The sequence below is a fragment of the Streptococcus sp. 21.1 genome (genome assembly GCF_016648635.1).
Classification (GTDB): domain Bacteria; phylum Bacillota; class Bacilli; order Lactobacillales; family Streptococcaceae; genus Streptococcus.
Map to the genome: position 1 here is coordinate 101,128 of NZ_JACLQL010000002.1, position 20,495 is coordinate 121,622.

Here is a 20,495-nt window from a genome sequence, read left to right on the forward strand (position 1 = left end):
TTTGATAATAAAACGTTTTGGCTAGGCCAAACCATTCCTAAAAAGGAGGACAAAACAATGACAGTAAAAATTAAAGTAACCTACAACCGAAATTTCCAGAAGCATCCTCAAGACTTTAAGGTTTATCAAAACTAGTATTGATGCTAGGAAGAGGCTAAATTTACCCATATTCTACAACTTTCATCCCTCATTTTCCAAAATCCCTTTTTCCTTTTTTTCATAACGTAGAATCCCTCTTCTTAAACTCATAAAAAGTCTAGACGGAAGCTTGACCAGTCTAGGCGATTAACATAAGTAAGCTAACCAGTTGAGATTTTCTTGACTGGTTTTTATTTTTTTGATTTTTAGATAAAAATATCGAAAAACGATAAAAGTGTGTTGACAAGGAGAAATAAAGAGTGTAATATATAATTATCGAAAAACGATAATAAATTTTCGATAAAGACAATCTTATTCGCGAAAAAGAGAAATTATTTACTAAAACTATTTAACAAAGGAAAAACCTATCATGAAAACACTTAAACTAATCATCAACGCTCTTCTTATTCTTCTTATGGCAATCTACGGTCTTGCAATGCTTGCTTTACTTATCCTTCCTTTTGTGAATGTGGCCAATCTTTTCCCAGGTGCAGAGGTTCAATACCTTTCTGGTTGGGGTTACTGGCTGGTCGCAGAGCTACAATTTGCATTCTATCTTGCCTTGATTTGGCTCCTTCATAAAGAGCTTAAAGACTTTACTTGGAAGGCACTTTGGACAGAAGATTTCTCTCTTTTCTTGAAAAAGGCTGCCCTTCTAACCTTTGTGCCATCAGCCTTGAATATCTTCTTGCAGTTGGGAACGACAGATCACCTAGTAATGGACTTCAGCACATCAGTTTGGCTCTTCTTGGTCTCTCTAGCTTGTGATGCTATCCGTCTTCGTAAGGGACAAACAGCTGTCAAATAATTGAATTTATCTTAGTTGAAAAGTAGTAAAATCTTATCTATAAACTAGTATTTTATATTGATATTCGATATAATTGATACTGTTAATAGTTAGCTGCTGATTTAGTATAAGGTCAAGGGCTCCTAGAGGCATCTTGGCTTTTTCTAGTCTATACTCCCAAAAAATCAAAATGTATTTACAATCGAGGTAACACATGACAACTATCTTATTCTATTTTTTAATCGTCCTAGCCTTGGCTGGCTCTAGTTATTATGGTTGGAAATCGGCTAAAAGTGCTAAAAATCGTCAGGAGACGCAAGAACAAAAACGACTTCGTAGTGTTCTCCTGTTCGTTAATGTCCTCCTTTTTGCGGGCTTGTTAAGTCTTGTTATTACCATTCTTAATGACGCCTTTATCTTGAGCGGTCATGAAGGACTCTTACAACAAGGTTTGCGTATGCTTTTTGGGTCGGGAGTTACCGTGAAAAGCAAGGGTCCTAGTCTGACGCTTTTTGCAGCAACCATTGATTTCCTTCGTATGGTAGTCAACATAGGTTTCTTGTTGTGCCTACGTGCCTTTCTAATTAACCTTTATCGTTCTGATATTTTCATCACTAAAAATGCTAAGTTGGTTCGTTGGTCAGCGCATTTGCTAGTTCTTGGGACCTTTATCAATAATGGTATTTTTACGTTTGGAACGGGCAACCATAGTTATAGTTTCTTTAACATCAGTTATTTGCTAGTTAGCTTTGTCCTCTATGCTGTCGCTATGATTTTGACCAAGGCTAATGCCATTGCTGAGGAAAATGAGTATACGATTTAGGAGGGGCTTATGATTATTGTCAATTTGGACGTTGAACTTGCCAAGAAGAAGATGCGCTCGGGTGAGCTGGCAGAACGGATTGGCATTACCCCAGCCAATCTCTCGGTTCTTAAGACAGGCAAGGCCAAGGCAATCCGTTTTACAACACTGGACGCCATTTGTAAGGAATTAGATTGCCAACCAGGAGATATTCTTGAATATAGACCTGACGAAGAAAACTAAAAGCCTGAAGCAGTTCAGTCACCTTTCTAGTGATGATGCTTCAAGCTTTTTTTATTTTTTCTTCAGCCATGTAATCAGGGCTAGACTGGCTAGCACGGTACCACAGACCATGGCGATATGTGTTTTTGAGACTGTTAGCTCATAGTGGAAATCTTTATTTTCCAATTTATCGGTTGCTTCAATACTAAGTTTCATGTTCTATCCCTCGATATAGTCTTTCAATTCTTGACCTTTGAGTCCGGCACTGAGTGCGATGAGGAGTTTGAGGCGAGCTTTTGGTGCATTGAGTTCTTTAACAAACATAACACCAGCTTCTTGGAGTTTGACCCCACCCCCTTCATAGGCGTAGACAGGTTCGGCGATACCGTTGAAACAGCGGGAAACGAGCACAACAGGGACTCCTTTGTCCATAAGCTTTGTGATTTCTCCTGCTGCTAGTGGTGGGAGGTTTCCAGCACCTAGTGCCTCGATAACTACCCCATCAATCTTTTCAGGGTCCAGGAGACTGATGATACCATCTCCAATCCCCATCCCTGCATAGGCTTTTATGATTGGTACTGTTCCTGTAATTTGTTCCAAGTCAAAGCGAACACGAGGCTCAGCAGTTTTGAACCAGAGGATATCATGCTTCATGATGATGCCTAGTGGACCATGGGTTGGCGTGTGGAAGGTTGCCACGTTTGTGGTATGGGTCTTAGTCACATACTTGGCTGCATGGATTTCATCATTCATCACGATCAGGATTCCTTTGTCAGCGGCCTTGTCGTCGCTAGCAACGCGTAGGGCTGATAGATAGTTATAGACACCGTCGCTTCCTAGCTCGTTTGACGAACGCATGGCACCAGTTAGAACGATTGGAATCTCAGGGACGGCCATGGTATCTAGGAAGTAGGCTGTTTCTTCCAAGGTATCTGTCCCATGAGTGATGACCACACCATCATATTGACCAGCTGTTTCCTTGATTTTTTTGTAAATATCCAGCATGTGGTAGGGTGTGATATGTGGGCTAGGGATATTAAGAAAATCGAGAATGGTTAGTTCTAAATTATCTAAATCAAGTCCCACATGGTTCATGGGATTATCAGCGTTTTGGCTGACCCTGCCATCATTATCCGCTGACATGGAAATGGTCCCTCCAGTGTGAAGGACTAGGATTTTTTTTGTCATTTATACTACTCACTATCATATTTATGTTATAATTTATTTTAGCATAAAATGTTAGAAGGAGGGGAGCTCGGTGGCCATTAAAGCAGTCTTTTTTGATATTGATGGGACTTTTCTAAATGACCGAAAACGCGTGTCTAGTTCAACCAAAAAAGCCATCAGTCAAATGAAGGAAGATGGTATCTTAGTTGGTTTGGCAACTGGTCGTGGTCCAGGATTTGTTCAGCCTTTCATGGACAATCTGGGTCTGGATTTTGCAGTGACTTATAATGGTCAGTATATCTTGACCCACGACAAGGTTCTCTATCAAAACCAGCTCCCTAAATCAACTATCTACAACTTGATCCGCTATGCTACCAAGCACCGTAGAGAGATTTCTCTGGGGACTAGCACAGGACTGGTTGGTTCCAATATCATCAGTATGGGGACTAGCAAGTTTGGGCAAATGGTAAGCCGTATTGTACCAAAGTCTTGGGCTAAGATGGTGGAACGTAGTTTCAAATCCTTAATTCGTCGTTTCAAGCCACAAAGCATGGAGACCCTTAAAACTATCATGCGCGAGCCAGTTTATCAGGTGGTTATGGTAGCGACAGTGGGTGAAACCCAGGCTATCGAGGAAAAATTTCCACACGTGAAGATTACACGTTCGAGCCCTTATTCAGCTGATATCATTTCAGCTGGACAGTCTAAACTTAAAGGAATTGCCCATCTAGGTGAGGTTTTTGGTTTCGAACTCAGCGAGGTTATGGCCTTCGGAGATTCGGAAAATGACCTAGAAATGCTATCTGGTGTTGGTATTGGTGTTGCCATGGGAAATGGTGAAGACGAACTGAAAGACCAAGCTACCCATGTCACTGATACCAATAACCAAAACGGGATTGCAAAAGCCTTGTCCCATTATGGTTTGATTCACTTTGAAACAGAGAATTCATTCACCAGTGATGATGACAACTTTAACAAGGTTAAGGATTTCCACCATTTGATGGATGGCTCTACCAATGATATGCCTCGTGTCTATAGTATAGAAGAAGCTAGTCATCGTTCGGACTTCAAGTTGGAAGAAATCGTCGAATTCCTTTATGCTTCATCAGGTGGGGACAAGCGTGTCTTTGGACAAGCTGTTTTGGATCTACATGCCGCTCTTGATAAGGCTGCGCTCAAGGTTAGTTCTAAGGAGCACCCAGAGTCAACTATGGTTGGCCAAGTGGATGCTTTGACAGATTTGCTTTATTTGACCTATGGTTCATTTGTTCTTATGGGGGTGGATCCTAAGCCTTTCTTTGATACCGTTCATGAGGCTAATATGGGTAAAATTTTCCCAGATGGCAAGGCTCACTTTGATCCAGTGACTCATAAAATCCTTAAACCGAGTGACTGGGAAGAGCGCTTTGCGCCAGAACCTCATATAAAACGAGAGTTGGATCGTCAGATTCAGAAATCTATCCAAAGAAATAAATAAGAAGATAAAAAGGTTTGGACAGTCTGTTCCGAACCTTTTTCTAATAAAAATGACATTTATTAATGGCTTTATTTGTGATAAAATAAAGTCATTCTATGTATTTTTAAGGAGATTATTATGACTAAAGCAGATTGGTTAGATTTTTTTGAAGCCATCAATGGTCGTTCAGCGACTGAAGAAGAAATTGCAGCAGCACTAGCAGCTGGTGAGTTTCAAGATGACGCACCAGCACAACCAGCATTTGCTGATGTTCAAGAAACACCAGTACAAGAAGCGCCAGCGCAACCAGCTTTCGCTAGTGCCAAAGAAACACCAGCACAAGAGGCGCAGCCACAACCAACTTTCGCTGGTGCACAAGAGGCGCAGCCACAACCAACTTTCGCTGGTGCACAAGAGGCGCAACAACAACCGACTTTCGCTGGTGCACAAGAAGCACAACCGCAAGCTCCTTTTGCAAATGCTCAGGCTGCTCAAGCACAACCAACCTTTGCAGGGGCTCAAACAGCTCCAGTCCAAGGAGTGCCAAATCAAGCAGTGCAACCACAAGCTGGTTTTGCGAATGCTCAAGCTGGTCAACAAACAGCTTTTGCTAACGGTCAACCTCTTCAACCAGGTCAAAACGTTCAATTTATCAATGGCCAAGCCGTAGTTGTTCCAGCACAACCATCAGCATTTGCGACAACTTTCAAAAACTACTGGACATGGTTGCTTAATGCATGGCGTCGTCCAGCTGACATGACAGATTATGGTAAACACAATGGTTGGCTTAACTATATCTTCTTGTCACTCTTCACTGGACTTGCATCCTTTGCAATTTTGAGCGCTATGGCACGTAAAGTGGTTAACTCAATTGTGTCAACCACAAATGTACTGTCTAGTATGTTTGGTTCTTATGGAACAGATGCTTACTCATCTCCAGTTTCAAGTCATACATCTAGCATTGGTTTTGGAGCCTTCTTTGCAAGCATCCTAGCTGCCTTCCTCTTTATCTTTGCCTTTATCTTGGCAGGATTTGTAACACGTAAGGCCATCTTCCGTGATCCTGAGACTACTTTCTTGAATAGCTTTGACCGTTTTGGTCGCTTGACATCATTGGCATTGCCAATCTTGCTAGTAACAATCTTGTTGGGAGCTATTGGACTTGTTGCCTTCCCAGGATTCTTGTTCTATGTTGTTTACTTCTTATTTGCAATTGCTAATCTATTTACAATTGTTCCTGTAACAACAGCGTGGAAGGCTGATAAGTTCTATCAAATGATTTTGGCAGCACTTTTGAATGGTGTGATTTTGTCAATCTTGTTTGCAATCGTATTTGCTATCATGTCATCATTTTTAGTAGGTCTTCTATTCTAAGTAAACCTCTGACGATTTTTGAAAAAGCAAGTTTATAGGAGTCTTTATGGCAACAAAAGAAAAGTGGATCGATTTATTTGAAAAGGCAGTTGGTCGTCCGCCCCATGCTTTGGAGATTGAAGAAGGCCAGAAAGCAGACTTTGACTTAAAGGCTATTAAAGGCATTGCGGCAATGGGCTTGGACCAAGAGGCCACTCCTTCTGAACCAACAGAAGAAGTTGATGAGTATGACGTTGCCGAGGAAGTGTTTGAAGATGTACCGCTTGGTGATGAAGAGGAAACGACTCCTTTAGAAATTGAGGAGCTTTCACCAGTATCTCAAGCAGATCAAGGTCAAACTGAAGAGAATTCAGAGGCCGCTTCTAAAGAAGCACAAGCCATCTGGATGAAGGCTTTTAAAACCTATGTTGGACGTCAGCCTCTTCCTGAGGAATTCCTACTTGGTAAGTCTTCAGGTTATGATGTGTCAACCATCCATCAGTTTATCTCAGATGGTAAGGCAGCGAAACCAGCCAAGCCAGCCATGGCTAAAGGAAAGAAAATCCTGATTATTGCTGGTGTTGTTGCAGCAGTCTTAGCGCTAGCTGGTTACGGCTTTGGTTCTTATTACTACTCACGTGGTCAAGTAGCAGAGCGTTATGAAGCAGCAGCTAAGAAGAGTTTTAAAGATAGCTTGGAATACCAAGTATGGTCTGATACTAAAAAGGAAATTAAAACATCCGAAGTCAAGTACACAGACACTAAAAGTACACAAGCCTATAGCAAGAGCCAACTCCTGTCTGGCGAACGTATGCAAAAGGTTGGACGTCAGTTCCTTATTTTTCCTAAGTGGAGAGTCGTGGTAGATCCTGGAACGGTTGATTTAACCGTTAATACAGCTGATTTGAATGTGACTATTAACGGGGTTTCTTATGCGACTACAGATGGCAATAACTACACGGCTAAATTGAACCATCTCTATCCAGGAACTTACAATTTTGTGGCTTCTGGTAAGGTCAATGACCAAGATATCACGGTCTCATCTGAGGAAAATGTGACCTCTAAAACAGAAGTCAACCTTTCTGTAGAGTATCTTAGCTTTACCGTTAAGTCTAATCTTAAGGACGGAGACCTCTACGTTGGTGGTACGAAAGTTGGAACCCTTAACTCAGGGAAACTAGATGTTAACAAGGTAGCAGTAGCAGGTTCATCAGCTGTTTATGTTAAGAAGAATTTCGAAGATGGTAGCTCTATTAAAACAGAGACATTGTCTATTAAGAAAATCTCTGAAGGTCAAACGGTTACTCTAGATGCTGATGGTGTTCTTGACCGTGATACGGCAGATCGTCTAATGACCGCTGCTTACGGTAAATTTGGTAGCTACGCTTCTAATCACAACACGACACCAGATGGTGTATCCGACATTTTCCTTAATGGTACTGATGATACCATGTATAAGGATGTAACGGCTGATATTGATAAAAATACTACGGGTGCCAAAAACCGAGCTGCCGATAGTATTACCTTCTCAGACGTAGACGTAACAGAGGTTATTCAGACTGGTGAGAAGACCTTCAAGGTAACCTTCACGGCAGTCTATGATTTCTATTATGGCTATGATTCTAAGTTCAAGTCATCAGGAGATATTAAAGATAAAATCTCATGGTCATGTAATGTGGAATATGTTGGTGACAATAGTGATTCTAGTAGTAGCGGTTCTAACTACAGCGACTACCGTATCAATGGCAAGGCTGGCGAATCACAAAATGTGAGTCGTGAAAATACTGTGAAATAGTAGTTGCTTTCTCATAGATGCAGTCATTGTTGAACGGATTACAAATAGGAGGTTAGTCCTCCAGACTAAAAAATGAAGAACTTGGCAATTGCCAGGTTCTTTTGTTTGTCTGTTTTTACCTCTTAGGGGCTAAACTGTGCCACTTACCCAAAAGGCCTTGTTTTGTGTAAAGCAGTTGTTATAATGGAAGCATCAAAAAGACAGGAAAGGAGTATTATGAAAGTTAGAATCGAATTGGACCCATCCATGGATGAGCCTGAAATCTTGATTCGAGCTCCTCGGTTAACACAGGAATTGGCCCAGCTCCAAGAATCTATTCTAAAGAAAAAGTTAGTTCCTTTAGCCTTTTACAAGAATCGAAGCGAATATTTTCTGGATTTGGCAAATATTCTCTTTTTTGAAACAGACGGGGAAAAGATTTTTGGACATACCAAGGATGAGGCCTATGAGGTGAAGCAAAAGCTCTACGAATTAGAAGAGTTGCTCCCGATTACCTTTTGTCGGATTTCCAAATCGACGATTGTTAATGCTAAGCAGATTTATTCTTTAGAGAAGTCTTTTTCGGGGACTAGTACGGTGAATTTCTATCAGACCCACAAGCAGGTCCATGTATCAAGACGCTACTATCAAGTTTTAAAAGAACGACTAAACGAAATGAGGTAAGATAATGAGAAAGAAATTAATTGGGATCCTCTTGATCCTTTTGGCAGCTTTGGTAATTGTACAAGACTATTTTATAAAATGGGAAATTAGTATTTGGATGTTGGCCTGGGTAGTCTTATTGGCAATTTTGTCCCTTTCTAGTCTTTTGAAGCGACATTTTGGTCTTGGTTTCGCCTATGGCATTGTGGCTCTATTTTCACTTAATGGACAGTTCCATTTTCTTCCAGTATCTAATTCGGTCCTTATCTTTTCTTCGATTCTTGCAGTTATTGGCTTGAACATTCTCTTCAATCCTTCTAGTAAAACAAAGAATCGCTTTGGATTAGGGGTTACTGGTTCAGACGCTAATAATGGTGGAAATGATATTGATGTCACTTTTTCAACAGTGACCAAATATCTCAATGACCAGCAATTTACGCATGGGAGTGCGGATGTTAGTTTAGGACAGGCTTCCGTTTATTTTGATAATTGCCGTATTGAGGGGCCATCTGCTCAGTTTGATGTGGACGTTTCTCTTGGAAGTCTTAGCCTCTATGTGCCCAGTGATTGGCGGGTGCATGTGAATGTGGATAACTCTCTTTCAGCTGTACAGCATGAGGAAAATCCTAGCAACTTAACTAACAAGGACTTCTACATCAAAGGTGATGTTTCCTTGGGTAATTTAGAAGTTATTTATGTTGGTGAGAATGCGATTGATTAAGTTAGTGGAGGGAACATCTGATTAATATAATACCTATTGTTTTATCTCATCTCCTGTGATAAGATAGGCTCAATCTATTTTCAGGAGGGACAAGACATGGTTTCTACTATTGGTATTATAAGTTTATCTAGTGGGATTATCGGTGAAGACTTTGTCAAGCACGAAGTGGACTTGGGTATTCAACGTCTCAAGGACCTCGGACTCAATCCTATCTTTTTACCTCATTCGCTAAAAGGCTTAGATTTTATCAAAGAACATCCTGAAGCTCGTGCAGAGGATTTGATTCATGCCTTTTCTGATGATAGCATCGACATGATTCTATGTGCCATTGGTGGAGACGATACCTATCGCTTGCTACCCTACCTCTTTGAAAATGACCAACTACAAAAGGTTATCAAACCAAAGATTTTTCTCGGTTTCTCGGATACAACCATGAACCACCTCATGTTGCATAAGCTAGGGGTCAATACTTTCTACGGCCAATCATTTCTAGCAGACATTTGTGAGTTAGACAAAGAAATGTTGCTACATTTTCTAAAAACGTTCTAATGTAAAGTCTTTCCTTAGAATCCCGAGGTTTTGTCCTTGAATCCAAGTTGTTTTTCTGTTATACTAATAAAGTAATAAGGAGAAATATATATGACTAAACAGAGAATTAATCAAGTTGTTGGTTCAATTGGTGCCTTTATCGGGATTATTGTATTTATAGCCTACATCCCTCAAATTTTTGCCAATTTACAAGGGAACAAAGCTCAACCATTCCAACCTTTATCAGCAGCTGTCTCTTGCTTAATCTGGGTCATTTATGGATGGACACAAGAGCCTAAGAAAGACTGGATTCTAATCATTCCAAACTCAGCCGGGGTTATCCTTGGCGGACTGACTTTCCTTACTGCTCTATAAGAATACAACTACTATAAAAAGCAACCACATCGAGCGGTTGCTTTTTTACTATTTTCTCGATCTAAAAGTCTTCTTCTGACTCTAATTCTTGTTGTTTTATCTCATCTCCTGTGATAAGATAGGCTCAATCTATTTTCAGGAGGGTCAAGACATGGTTTCTACTATTGGTATTGTGAGCTTATCTAGTGGAATTATCGGTGAAGACTTTGTCAAGCACGAAGTGGACTTGGGTATTCAACGTCTCAAGGACCTGGGACTCAATCCTATCTTTTTGCCCCATTCACTAAAAGGCTTAGATTTTATCAAAGAACATCCTGAAGCTCGTGCAGAGGATTTGATTCATGCCTTTTCTGATGATAGCATCGACATGATTCTATGTGCCATTGGTGGAGACGATACCTATCGCTTGCTACCCTACCTCTTTGAAAATGACCAACTACAAAAGGTTATCAAACCAAAGATTTTTCTCGGTTTCTCGGATACAACCATGAACCACCTCATGTTGCATAAGCTAGGGGTCAAGACTTTTTACGGCCAATCATTTTTAGCAGACATTTGTGAGTTAGACAAAGAAATGTTGCCATATAGCCTCCACTACTTCAAGGAATTGATTGAGACGGGAAGAATCTCGGAAATTCGCCCTAGTGACGTTTGGTATGAGGAAAGAACTGACTTCAGTCCCAAAGCCTTGGGAACTCCTCGTGTCAGCCATGCAAATACAGGTTTTGACTTGTTACAAGGCAATGCTAAGTTCGAGGGGGAAATCCTCGGCGGTTGCCTCGAATCCCTCTACGATATTTTTGACAACTCTCTACACGCAGATAGCACAGACCTCTGCCAAAAATACAAACTTTTCCCTGACTTATCCGACTGGGAAGGAAAGATTCTATTGCTAGAAACAAGTGAAGAAAAGCCTGAACCTGATGATTTCAAAAAAATGTTGCAAACTTTAAAAGAAACTGGGATATTTGAGGTCGTCAGTGGACTCTTGGTCGGGAAACCTATGGATGAAACCTTCTATGACGACTATAAAGAGGCACTATTGGATATCATTGATAGCAATATCCCAATTGTCTATAATCTGAATGTCGGACACGCAACTCCAAGAGCGATTGTTCCCTTTGGAGTCCACGCCCATGTAGATGCAAAGAAGCAAGTCATTCGCTTTGACTATAACAAAGAAAGCTGAGATAAGACTCTCAGCTTTTTTTAGAAAGTAGGAGTATCTTAGTTGCTATAAAGCATGACACTTTAAGTGGATAATACTCCTGTATTTCTAAGTTCATCCAGTCTATCAGATTGATTGAGACTCAAGGGAGTGGGACAAGGAACAATTTTTAAAAAGTTGTTCGGTCCTACTCCCTTTTTTCCTATTTTATAGTCTCTTTATTTGTGATAATATAGTATAGTGAAAAAAACTAGACTGGAATAACTTTACTCTTTTGGAGTTTTATGTGACAGCGATGAATAGAGACAATCTAAGCGGATGCCTGCTTGGAGCTATAGTCAAGAAAACTCAAAATGAGGAATGAGGCTAGAAGGGAAATTGTTATGAGAAAAAAAGCGATTGGTATTGATTTAGGGACAACGAATTCCGTTATGGCTGTTGTTCGTGAAGATGTGCCAGAGATTATTCCGATGGGGACGAATGACGATCAGGTCTTACGTTCAGCGGTTTACTTCTCAAATATTAGTGGCCAAAACCATGTATCTTTTGGTAAAGAAGCCATCGAGCGTGGGACAGAAATCGGAAGTACAGAAAACTTTAAATTTGACTTCAAACGTGACATCGGGCGTCCGATTGCTAGTGATACACCAGACCACACACGTGTCAATTCTATTATTCTTTCGGCCTTGGTTTTGAACGAATTCCGTAAACGCGCCTATGTCGTTGGTCAGGAGATGGGACAAGCAGACGGTATCAAGGATGCTGTCATCACCGTGCCTGCCTACTTTACGTCAGATCAACGTGCGGCAACGAAGAATGCTGGTCGTATCGCAGGATTTAACGTCTTGCGTATTATCAATGAGCCTACAGCTGCGGCCATTGCCTATGCCCACACTAAAAGTGCCCAAGGAAATGTCTTGGTCTTTGACCTTGGTGGAGGAACTTTTGATGTTACCATCATGCGCGTGGCTGATCATGCCTATGATATTTTAGCGACTGACGGGAATTCACGCCTTGGTGGGATTGACTTTGATAAGCGTCTTGTGGGCTACATCATGCAGGAGTTGGAAAAACAAGGGGTCAATATGACTAACCTTTCCGAGAAGGAAAAAATTCAACTTCAATATAAGGCTGAGCAAATTAAGACTAGTCTATCTGTGAATGACCAAGCTCTCTATGAGCATTATGTCAATGGTCAAGGTTACGGTGTCTTGATTACTCAAGCAATTTTCAATGAAATTACCTTGGACCTCCTCAAAGATACTGAAATCAAGGTACAATCTACCCTTCAAGCGTCTGGCTTGAAATGGGAAGAGATTGACCATATCCTGCTTGTGGGTGGTTCAACACGTATGCCAATGATTCGTCAAATGATTCGTTTGATGAGTGGTTTGGAACCTAAGTTTGACCTTAATCCAGACACTATCGTGGCACAGGGGGCATCTATTTTGGCGGACCTTATCGTCAATAACGAGGTTAGCTTCTCTGAGCACCAGGATGGTAAGACAACTGAGACAGACAGAGTAGTTGTCAAGGATGTGACCTCTCAGGGAATAGGTCTGCTCTTCAAGAAAAATCCAAACAAGAACTACAGCTTTGTGGGTGACTACTATAATAGTGTCGTGGTTCCACGTAACTCGGTCTTGCCTTTGGCAGTGACCAAGGACCTCTTTGCGGTCGTGGATGGACAGAGTAAGTTCAAGCTTCGTATCACAGAAGGAAATTATGAAAATCCATTTGCTGTGAAGATTTTGGGACAAGTGGAAGGACAAGTGCCACAACCTCGTCAGAAAGGCGAGCTTTTGGCACAAGTCACCTATGCCTTCGATTCAGAACAAATTGTTACCGTAACAGTGTCTGATCCTCGAAGCAATACTGTTGTGGCACGCTTTTCAGTCAACGCACAAGTCAACCAAACCCAAGAAGTGGTTAAGGAAGACTTGTCAGAACTTCAAGCTATTTTTGCTAAATTCATCTCATGATAGACTACTACAAAGCAATTGATACAGAGACAGGACAGGAAGTATCTTATTTAAGAGAGGTCAGTAACCGTATCTCTCCAGAGATGTCGGCTCAAGATTGTTTCGTGGCACTTTCCTTTTTACGTGAGGAACTGGAGGAACTTTGGACTAACGGTACCTTGGATAAAGAAGGCGAGCGTTTGCGCAGTGAGCTCTACACGATTCGCTCAATCTTTTTCTCAGACCATGAGAAGTTACAATATGACCGAAAACTTAGACAGGCTCAGAGAAAGGCTTGGGAAGTTGAGAAGGGGACGGCCGCTGATACTAGCAATGTATCAGGTAAAAAGGAAATCCCTTTTGAACCTGTTGCGGTGACTCAAACTAAAGAGTCATATCTTAAAAGTTATCTCTTTGCGGCCTTCGCCTTTGTGATTCTACTAAGCTTGATTCTCTTCTTCAATATCAATGTCATCGTTCTTATTATCGGAGCCATTCTAATTGTGGCTTTGATGTTACTTATGTCTTAGGAGATATTAATGGAAACCAATCAATTAACATTTGAACATATCTGTTTCAAATATAAGGGAAATGATAACCAGCTCTTTACAGATTTGGATGTTACTATGGAGACTGGCCAAGTTGTCGGTATCTTGGGTGCTTCTGGTTCAGGGAAAACAACCTTAACAGAGATTCTCCTTGGCCAGCTTAAACCAACCTGCCAACAATTTCGTATTTTAGAAAATGGCAAACCTGTGACTGCTGGTTCACGCTCTTGGTCCTATGTACCCCAACAAAATCTCCTACGTGAGTACCTCAAGGTATCTGAGACCTTTGATTTTTATGCGGACCATCATCTGAAAGGGAGTGGTAAGCTGACTAAAAAGCATCGCATTGCAGGAATTATGGATGATTTAGGCTTGACGGAATTTGCCAATAAGAAAATTTCGGAGCTTTCTGGTGGGCAAAAACGCCGTGTCTCAATTGGTATTGAACTTCTTAGCCCTAGTCCCTACTTTATTCTTGATGAGCCGTCTTCAGGTTTGGATGCTCTTAGTGACCGTAATCTCTTACGTACCTTGAAAATCTTGGCTAAATCAGCTAACAAGTCTATTGTGGTTATTACCCACAACACAGAAAATTTGGCTATTTTTGACAAGATTATCTTCTTGTCTAAGGGACGTCCGACATTTGCAGGAACTTATGAAGAGTTGCTTTTGGAATACAAGACTAGCGATCCTTATATGATTCGTAAATATATGGATATGAATATCGCAGATGTCTACCAAGAGCTCAATGCTTCAACACGTATTTACAAGATTTAGGGAGACTTATGAACGCAGCATTACGATTAAGTTGGTATAAATTTAAACACCACTACATGGATTTTGTTAAGGTTCTTCTGGGCATTGTCGCTTTCGAAGGCTTAATCCTCTATATTCAGGACAAGGGATTTTTGAAAGATTTCGAAACAACTCGAATGACCCTCTTTCTCTTGCTTTTTTCAACCAGTCTCTTGATTGTGGTTCAAAACAGTATTTATATTTCTAAGGAACGCTCGGTCCTCAACCGTGACTTTTTCTCAGGTTTGAGTCGTTCGGCCTTTGCCTTGGCTAGTATGGGGATTCACGCCTTCTTTGCTGTTTTGGAAACCATTGTCTTTATCCTATCTTACTCTGTTTTTAGTAAGTTCTTTGACAAAGAATTTCCAGACGCTGGTCATATTTTTGGTTCCTACCGTTGGGAAGTTGGGATTACAGTGCTTCTGGTTTTCTTGGCTTCGCATTTCATTGCCCTTTTTATCTCAGCCTTGGTTGGCAAATCTGAGATTACCTCTGTTATCCTAGCAGTTGTTGTGGGGATCATGCAATTTTCATTGTCAGGAACTATCCTATCTTTGCCAAAAGCGATTGATTGGGTACAAAAATTTATCTATCTAGGTTATGGGCACAAGCTTTTTGGGATTTCTAGTGACCTGTCAGACTTGCCATCTAGTTTGGCTAAGTACAGGGTCCCTGTTCCTAAGAGCCAGTTGGAGGCCTTTCAAGGGTCTACAGGTGAATTCTGGGGCCAATGGTGGGCTTTGGTACTTCATTGCCTAGTTTATGCCCTACTCTTTTTCGTCACACTTCAGAAGAAGGAGAAATAAATGCAACAATATGATGAATGGCTGATTGACTTCCAAGTGCAGTATGGTCGCAAGCCAAGTGATAAGGAAGTTGCCGAAGCTGCTAAGACTGGTTTTGCTCTTTCTAGTGGTTTAAGCAGACAGAAAAATTCTAAATTCAGACAAGTCTTGTCTAAGGTTGGTTTGGGAGATCTCAAGTTTAGCTGGTTTTTAGTTTTGGAAATTTTGCTCTTGATTTGTATCGCCCTCTTTGGCTATGTTGTTGGCTATCTATTTATCTAGGAGGACCTCATGAAACAGTTTAAACATAAAAAGTTTATCGGTTTGGCCTTGATTGTCTTTTTGGTCTTCATGGTACTTGGAAAATACACTCAGAGCACGGCTTTTACATCGTCTTCAAGAGTTTATGCCACAACCGTTGTCGATAAGAATACCGGGAACAAGGTGCGTTTTGAAGTCCGAAAAATCAAGGGAGACAAATACGAAGTTAAAAATACGGAGACTGGGGATACCTATCAGGCCAATGCCCAAGCCGGTGAAGACCGTTCTTTGAGCTTTAAGTTGGCTGGAACTGACGGTAGCTCAGATGGTACTATCCGTATCACACCAAGTATGGTGCCTGGAGGAGATGCAAAGGTTGAAATGACTGACTCAAACACCTATACTCAGGTTGAGGGAGGTTCTGAAGTCGTTGAGTCTAGCGAGGCTTCGTCTAGTTCTTCAAGTAGCCAAGTTAAAAGCATTATTAAGGATATTTTGGAATCAAGTAGTTCATCCTCTGGTAGCGACGCAAGCTCAGAGTCGTCTTCTAACGATCCAAATAAGCCAAATGCAGATATCAAGACTAAGACGGATGTTAATGGTGATAAGGAAACCACTTATATTGCAGACTATTCGACTGAGGACATTAAGTCTATCACGGAAGCTTTTGGGAAATGGCTCTATCAGTCTGACTATGCCAAGGATGCTGTTTTAGTTCAAAGCAGTTTTGACAGTATCACTAAGGTCAATGATGGTAGTCCAACCTTCCTTTCATTTAAGGCACCTAAGGAAAAAGGTAGCAGCCAAACGATTACCATACTTGCTAATCTCATCAATGCGGATGGCTATGAACATATTACTGGTGTTCCGAGTGGTATCATCAATGGTAAGGAAGTCTCAAACTATGATTTCAAGGACTATAAAAACACGGTTGATTCCTTTGCTCTAGGAATTAATGAAAATAGTGGTAAGACCGCCGACTATAGCCCAACATCATCCTTCCGTCTTTATACCTTGAAGGATAAGAAACATGCTATGTATGAAGATGATGCCGCTGAACAAAAAGCCCTCTTTAAGGACTTTTCAGCTGATGATAAAACTGGTGGCAATTATAATGGCTACAACAAGCTCTATAAGGATTTGGTTGACCAAGATAAGGATTCTTACCAAATTGTTCTCGGATCTAATGGTACTGTTTATTATGTGACGAACTACTGGAAGGGCAATTATGATAAGAAGGCTGTTCAGACCTATAAGGTGGCACCAGACGACATGCAAGAGGCTTACCAAGAGCTACTCAAGCATTACTCTAGTGCTAGCACGTCTGATAGCTCAGAATCTTCAAGTTCTTCACAAACATCAGAGTCATCATCAAGCTCATCAGAGGCCAAAACAGAATCGAAAACTGAAACTAAGACCGATCAAACAGGCATGGATGTTAATGCTATCAAGGATAATAACTTCCAAAGCCTTGAAGGGACTTGGAAGAATGGGAATGGTAATAGTTTGACATTTTCTAAGGATCAAGTAACTGCACCAACAGATTATGAGGTTCAAAATGCTAATTCTAGTCTTGAAAATGGCTACCTGAGAGCGAGCCTAAGAACAGGAATGTATGGCGCAATAATCTTTTTCATCCCGAAAGGTACGACATTACCGAATGTATCAGGAGACTATCCTGATGCTTCAGATAATACCAAAGACCGTATCCTAGTGACCCAATCAGGAAGTGGACAATCTGACGCCAAACAATTCTACTACAAGGCTGACTAGACCTGACAAGGGTGAAAGTCTTAAAAAGTAATGTTATAACCTAAAAGTTGAGATAAAATTGTCTCAACTTTTTATGTTACATTTGTAACTTTAATTTAATAGTAAGTCCATCTTCTATAAATAAATGGATTCTTAGAGGTATTATAGACTTTATTAGAAAATTAATTATTGTGAAAACTTACAAAAAGCTATATAATGAGTAGTGTTGTAAAAAGGGCTTCCTAGGGGATTTTTGAGGAAGTTTCTTAAATCAGATTAAAGGGAGAGGGGGAAAAGAATGACTTCTATTATTGAATCGCTATTTGCTGTTTTTAAAGATTTTCATTGGCTAGTATCTATAGATACACTCTTGATTTTCTTTGTCAATTATCTGATGTTTCATGCAGCTGGTAGGGTCAAGATTTCTTGGAGGCTACTTTTATTAGGTGGTCTTTTGTCAGTTGTTTTGACTCCCCTTCTTCCTATGGGATTCAAATTTTTACTTAATCCTCTCATATTATTTTGTTTTAGTTATTACAAACGTCCAGACTTGCCATGGATAGAGCCGGTATTTAATAGCTTTTATGCCTGGGGAACAACTAATATCATTATACGGGGCTTGTCATTAATCGTCTTTCCTTTACTTTTGGGAGCCGACTTGACTAGCCGTATTCCAGAATCTCTAACGGAGTTTATCTGTGTGGTAGTTACCTATCCTATTTACCTCTTGGTTCACCGTTTTATTGGTTATGAATATTTGCAGGTCGAGGAAAAGGAGCGCTTGCGCATACACTTCACCCCTATTGTTATTGGGGTTAGCTTTGCCTTTCTTTCATATGGGCTTTTAAATGAATTCATGCCTTACTTTGCTAGTATCTGGCCTGTGGAAGTGGTTAACAATTATGCTAAGTTGGTCGTTCTATTGGCAACAGGCGCCTTCTTTATCGTTGTTTCCTATGCCAATCAGTGGATAAAGGATGAACTTTTTCTGGAGTTGAAAGAGGAGCAGGAACGTCATTTCCAGAGCTTACAGGAGTCTAGTAGGCATATCCTCCATCTTTATCAGGAGTTATACCGTGATGGAGTGCCTAAGGTAGTTGTACCTAAGAAGGCTAAGACTGTTCTGGCTACTAGTCAAGAGGGAGACAGTCAAAACCTATCTGAGGAAGAAGTTCCCTTCAGCAAGGTTATGCCAGATATTTCCAACTTGCTTTCTCAATTGTTACGTTCCGTCATTGAGAGTAAGTATATGGAGTTTCATGCTGTTGGCGTTGATTTTATCATGGAGGTTCCAGACCCTATATCCCCAGTTCATATCGATGTGGTGGATTTATCAGCTGTTCTAACGACCTTCTTGGATAATGCCTTGTTGAGAGCTCATGGTCAAGAAAATAGTTTAGTTCGTATGTCTTATTACCAAAGAGGTGAGGTCCAGGTCCTCTCTGTAGAGACAACCCTTTCGCAAGATAGTGCCGAGGCGCCCCACGAGGCGTATGAGAGTCACTTATCAATCAATGAGCAGCTCGAAGATATTATGGAGCGTTACCCTCAGTCTAAACTTAGCTTTAAGAATGATAAGTTCATCTATAGACAGCAATTTGAATACTAAAGACTTGTAAAAAAATATATAGAAAGGAGATTCGATGTTTGAATCGTTTTTGGGAATAAATTTTTTAAATCTCTATGATACAGATGCCTTTCTAGCCATTCAGCTTATTTTAACTCTGACGATAAATTGTGCCATTTTCAAACGAATGACAGACATTCGTATCTCCTGGACGGTCTTTTTGACCTTAGCCCTGTTAGATGTAGTCATTCAGTATAATATTACTAACATGATTATGGTTTTTGATGTCTTTATCCTGATGATTTTGGCCTTTCTTGCTAAAGGGAAGACCTGGTCGGTGACCCAGTATGCTTTTCATACTTTGTTTCCAGTGGTGACGTCAGATTTACTTTATCGCTTATTGGGACTCTTCTTTATTCCCCTTCTCTTAAATCTCCCCGTCGCTGAGGTAGGGTCCAATGCTCTTTTCTATCTCTTATCTTACGGTTTGATTTTGCCACTTTATTTTGTATTTGACCGTTTCTTGGGCTTGGATTTGAAGCGTTGGAAGGTCTATAGCGATGACTCTTTCCAGAACCTCCAGATTTCTAGAAGAGTTGCTATAGCAATGGCCATTTATTTATTGGGAATCTATCTCAGTGTGAATTTAGACAGTTGGTTCCCTGGCTACTCTTCAGAGGTGGAGTTGAGACTTCGGATGCTTTGGGTTCTCTTGTCCGCAGTGGCTTTCATTTTTCTAATTGCCCATCTTAATCAACTGTCTCGGCAGTATTTGGAAGAGAGTTTGGCCATGGAGGAAAAGAGGCATTTGAATAGTTTGACCAAGGCCAACCAAAAGATTGATCTTCTCTACAATGAGTTGTTACAATACAGACAGTCTTATCAGACGGTTGTGGAGCAATTTTCAGAGGAAGTGCGTGACCAGGAGGAGGCTCTCGCTGAACAGGTGTATCAGAATGTTCTTAGGGAGAGCGCCAAGGAGTTTGAACGTTTCCGTGTCATTGATAATCCTAAGCTGGAAAATATTCAGTCCTTACCCTTACGTAGCCTTCTTTCGGCTCGTATGATGGAGGCTAAACGTAGTAATATCCCAGTGACTTGTGATATTCCTGAGGAGATTTCAGGGTTTACCATGAACGTGGTTGACTTGACCTTGCTGGTGTCCATTTTCTTTAGTAATGCGATTGATGAGAGTAAGCAGGTCCCTGCCAGTCAAATCAAGTTTAGTTTTCATCGACATGATAAGGATGGAAGCTACCATTTCGTCATGGAAAATAGGACGCGAGAAGAAAAAGTTGACCTTGATGCCATTATGCAGGAAGAAAACCAGAAGAAGACCTCAGGTCTTAACCTCCACTCAGCCAAGGATATTCTTAGGAAGTATAGTGATGCCAATTTGATTACAAGCAGTGGTGATTACCTCTTCAAACAGGAATTGATTTTTAAATAAAGATGTAGAGCTAAATCAGAGGATTTGGCTCTTTTTTTAGGTACAAGTCCATAAAGGAGGGCTCTTTGCTGTGGTGCTTGTGCTTATGTCTACAACTTAGGACATCGGAGGAGAAAGGGGCGAGGGAGGAGTCTGATTGTTGCTTCATTCTGTGTTATAATAGCAAGGATTAGTGGTTGTTAGCACTAAATGAATGGCAATTATTGCTTAGCCTAACAACTG

General features: G+C 40.8%; 20 protein-coding genes and 1 pseudogene. 19 read left to right on the forward strand and 2 right to left on the reverse strand.

The genetic code is table 11. From position 1 onward, the window contains the following. Positions 1-508 precede the first annotated feature (508 nt). The 3 genes from H7U01_RS02320 to H7U01_RS02330 all read left to right on the forward strand — a co-directional run bounded on the left by H7U01_RS02320 (position 509) and on the right by H7U01_RS02330 (position 1,970). Positions 509-946: a hypothetical protein gene (locus H7U01_RS02320; RefSeq protein ID WP_201041063.1), complete on the forward strand. Its 438-nt coding sequence runs from the start codon at positions 509-511 to the stop codon at positions 944-946. 193 nt (positions 947-1,139) lie between these two features. Continuing rightward, positions 1,140-1,748: a DUF2975 domain-containing protein gene (locus H7U01_RS02325; protein WP_201041064.1), complete on the forward strand. Its 609-nt coding sequence runs from the start codon at positions 1,140-1,142 to the stop codon at positions 1,746-1,748. A gap of 9 nt (positions 1,749-1,757) precedes the next feature. Beyond that, on the forward strand, positions 1,758-1,970 hold the full coding sequence (locus tag H7U01_RS02330; RefSeq protein ID WP_002884695.1) for a helix-turn-helix domain-containing protein: 213 nt from the start codon (positions 1,758-1,760) through the stop codon (positions 1,968-1,970). A gap of 51 nt (positions 1,971-2,021) precedes the next feature. Here the strand turns inward: H7U01_RS02330 and H7U01_RS02335 are convergent, their stop codons facing one another. Both H7U01_RS02335 and H7U01_RS02340 read right to left on the reverse strand, forming a co-directional pair. Next, positions 2,022-2,165, reverse strand: coding sequence for a hypothetical protein (locus tag H7U01_RS02335; protein ID WP_002891800.1), 144 nt, complete (start codon positions 2,163-2,165; stop codon positions 2,022-2,024). Positions 2,166-2,168: 3 nt separating this feature from the next. Continuing rightward, entirely contained in the window at positions 2,169-3,137 is a 969-nt protein-coding gene (locus tag H7U01_RS02340; RefSeq protein WP_037599095.1) for an asparaginase, read from the reverse strand. A 70-nt stretch (positions 3,138-3,207) separates the two neighbouring features. Here H7U01_RS02340 and H7U01_RS02345 point away from each other — a divergent pair, with 70 nt between their 5' ends. From H7U01_RS02345 to H7U01_RS02420, 16 genes and pseudogenes are all read left to right on the forward strand, one after another. Continuing rightward, the gene (locus H7U01_RS02345; protein WP_037599096.1) at positions 3,208-4,593 is read left to right on the forward strand and encodes a Cof-type HAD-IIB family hydrolase; all 1,386 of its coding nucleotides are present in this window, start codon (positions 3,208-3,210) and stop codon (positions 4,591-4,593) included. A 117-nt stretch (positions 4,594-4,710) separates the two neighbouring features. After that, positions 4,711-5,946 carry a DUF6574 domain-containing protein gene (locus H7U01_RS02350; protein ID WP_201041065.1) on the forward strand — a complete coding sequence of 412 codons (1,236 nt, stop codon included), beginning with the start codon at positions 4,711-4,713 and terminating at the stop codon, positions 5,944-5,946. Positions 5,947-5,992: 46 nt separating this feature from the next. After that, entirely contained in the window at positions 5,993-7,720 is a 1,728-nt protein-coding gene (locus tag H7U01_RS02355) for a zinc ribbon domain-containing protein (protein WP_064523051.1), read from the forward strand. A gap of 216 nt (positions 7,721-7,936) precedes the next feature. Beyond that, a complete protein-coding gene (locus H7U01_RS02360) occupies positions 7,937-8,383 on the forward strand; it encodes a LytTR family DNA-binding domain-containing protein (RefSeq protein ID WP_041817277.1) in 447 nt (148 codons plus the stop codon). 4 nt (positions 8,384-8,387) lie between these two features. Then, positions 8,388-9,083, forward strand: a complete 696-nt coding sequence (locus tag H7U01_RS02365; protein WP_084869355.1) for a hypothetical protein — start codon at positions 8,388-8,390, stop codon at positions 9,081-9,083. 96 nt (positions 9,084-9,179) lie between these two features. After that, positions 9,180-9,623, forward strand: a pseudogene (locus H7U01_RS02370) (LD-carboxypeptidase); the annotation flags it as partial. Between the two features lie 99 nt (positions 9,624-9,722). Next, complete coding sequence (locus tag H7U01_RS02375) at positions 9,723-9,986, forward strand: SemiSWEET family transporter (RefSeq protein WP_008535551.1); 264 nt, start codon at positions 9,723-9,725, stop codon at positions 9,984-9,986. Positions 9,987-10,137: 151 nt separating this feature from the next. Beyond that, complete coding sequence (locus tag H7U01_RS02380; protein ID WP_013991153.1) at positions 10,138-11,175, forward strand: S66 peptidase family protein; 1,038 nt, start codon at positions 10,138-10,140, stop codon at positions 11,173-11,175. Between the two features lie 362 nt (positions 11,176-11,537). Beyond that, on the forward strand, positions 11,538-13,136 hold the full coding sequence (locus H7U01_RS02385) for an Hsp70 family protein (RefSeq protein WP_037598455.1): 1,599 nt from the start codon (positions 11,538-11,540) through the stop codon (positions 13,134-13,136). Next, entirely contained in the window at positions 13,133-13,645 is a 513-nt protein-coding gene (locus H7U01_RS02390; protein ID WP_070839230.1) for a hypothetical protein, read from the forward strand. Before H7U01_RS02385 ends, H7U01_RS02390 begins: the two co-directional genes overlap by 4 nt. A 9-nt stretch (positions 13,646-13,654) precedes the next feature. Next, complete coding sequence (locus H7U01_RS02395) at positions 13,655-14,440, forward strand: ATP-binding cassette domain-containing protein (RefSeq protein WP_002891779.1); 786 nt, start codon at positions 13,655-13,657, stop codon at positions 14,438-14,440. Between the two features lie 8 nt (positions 14,441-14,448). Continuing rightward, positions 14,449-15,264, forward strand: coding sequence for an ABC transporter permease (locus tag H7U01_RS02400; protein WP_002891777.1), 816 nt, complete (start codon positions 14,449-14,451; stop codon positions 15,262-15,264). Beyond that, entirely contained in the window at positions 15,265-15,525 is a 261-nt protein-coding gene (locus H7U01_RS02405) for a hypothetical protein (RefSeq protein ID WP_002891774.1), read from the forward strand. 9 nt (positions 15,526-15,534) lie between these two features. Then, entirely contained in the window at positions 15,535-17,277 is a 1,743-nt protein-coding gene (locus H7U01_RS02410) for a DUF6287 domain-containing protein (RefSeq protein ID WP_037599102.1), read from the forward strand. Positions 17,278-17,554: 277 nt separating this feature from the next. Beyond that, positions 17,555-18,865 carry a hypothetical protein gene (locus tag H7U01_RS02415; protein WP_201041066.1) on the forward strand — a complete coding sequence of 437 codons (1,311 nt, stop codon included), beginning with the start codon at positions 17,555-17,557 and terminating at the stop codon, positions 18,863-18,865. A 34-nt stretch (positions 18,866-18,899) separates the two neighbouring features. Continuing rightward, positions 18,900-20,273: a GHKL domain-containing protein gene (locus tag H7U01_RS02420; protein WP_014635014.1), complete on the forward strand. Its 1,374-nt coding sequence runs from the start codon at positions 18,900-18,902 to the stop codon at positions 20,271-20,273. Positions 20,274-20,495: the final 222 nt, after the last annotated feature.

What these genes read in the sequence shown, in the direction of transcription:
- H7U01_RS02320 (WP_201041063.1), top strand. Translation starts at nt 509, where the DNA reads ATGAAAACACTTAAACTAATCATCAACGCTCTTCTTATTCTTCTTATG.
- H7U01_RS02325 (WP_201041064.1), top strand. Translation starts at nt 1,140, where the DNA reads ATGACAACTATCTTATTCTATTTTTTAATCGTCCTAGCCTTGGCTGGC.
- H7U01_RS02330 (WP_002884695.1), top strand. Translation starts at nt 1,758, where the DNA reads ATGATTATTGTCAATTTGGACGTTGAACTTGCCAAGAAGAAGATGCGC.
- H7U01_RS02335 (WP_002891800.1), bottom strand. Translation starts at nt 2,165, where the DNA reads ATGAAACTTAGTATTGAAGCAACCGATAAATTGGAAAATAAAGATTTC.
- H7U01_RS02340 (WP_037599095.1), bottom strand. Translation starts at nt 3,137, where the DNA reads ATGACAAAAAAAATCCTAGTCCTTCACACTGGAGGGACCATTTCCATG.
- H7U01_RS02350 (WP_201041065.1), top strand. Translation starts at nt 4,711, where the DNA reads ATGACTAAAGCAGATTGGTTAGATTTTTTTGAAGCCATCAATGGTCGT.
- H7U01_RS02355 (WP_064523051.1), top strand. Translation starts at nt 5,993, where the DNA reads ATGGCAACAAAAGAAAAGTGGATCGATTTATTTGAAAAGGCAGTTGGT.
- H7U01_RS02360 (WP_041817277.1), top strand. Translation starts at nt 7,937, where the DNA reads ATGAAAGTTAGAATCGAATTGGACCCATCCATGGATGAGCCTGAAATC.
- H7U01_RS02365 (WP_084869355.1), top strand. Translation starts at nt 8,388, where the DNA reads ATGAGAAAGAAATTAATTGGGATCCTCTTGATCCTTTTGGCAGCTTTG.
- H7U01_RS02375 (WP_008535551.1), top strand. Translation starts at nt 9,723, where the DNA reads ATGACTAAACAGAGAATTAATCAAGTTGTTGGTTCAATTGGTGCCTTT.
- H7U01_RS02380 (WP_013991153.1), top strand. Translation starts at nt 10,138, where the DNA reads ATGGTTTCTACTATTGGTATTGTGAGCTTATCTAGTGGAATTATCGGT.
- H7U01_RS02385 (WP_037598455.1), top strand. Translation starts at nt 11,538, where the DNA reads ATGAGAAAAAAAGCGATTGGTATTGATTTAGGGACAACGAATTCCGTT.
- H7U01_RS02390 (WP_070839230.1), top strand. Translation starts at nt 13,133, where the DNA reads ATGATAGACTACTACAAAGCAATTGATACAGAGACAGGACAGGAAGTA.
- H7U01_RS02395 (WP_002891779.1), top strand. Translation starts at nt 13,655, where the DNA reads ATGGAAACCAATCAATTAACATTTGAACATATCTGTTTCAAATATAAG.
- H7U01_RS02400 (WP_002891777.1), top strand. Translation starts at nt 14,449, where the DNA reads ATGAACGCAGCATTACGATTAAGTTGGTATAAATTTAAACACCACTAC.
- H7U01_RS02405 (WP_002891774.1), top strand. Translation starts at nt 15,265, where the DNA reads ATGCAACAATATGATGAATGGCTGATTGACTTCCAAGTGCAGTATGGT.
- H7U01_RS02410 (WP_037599102.1), top strand. Translation starts at nt 15,535, where the DNA reads ATGAAACAGTTTAAACATAAAAAGTTTATCGGTTTGGCCTTGATTGTC.
- H7U01_RS02415 (WP_201041066.1), top strand. Translation starts at nt 17,555, where the DNA reads ATGACTTCTATTATTGAATCGCTATTTGCTGTTTTTAAAGATTTTCAT.
- H7U01_RS02420 (WP_014635014.1), top strand. Translation starts at nt 18,900, where the DNA reads ATGTTTGAATCGTTTTTGGGAATAAATTTTTTAAATCTCTATGATACA.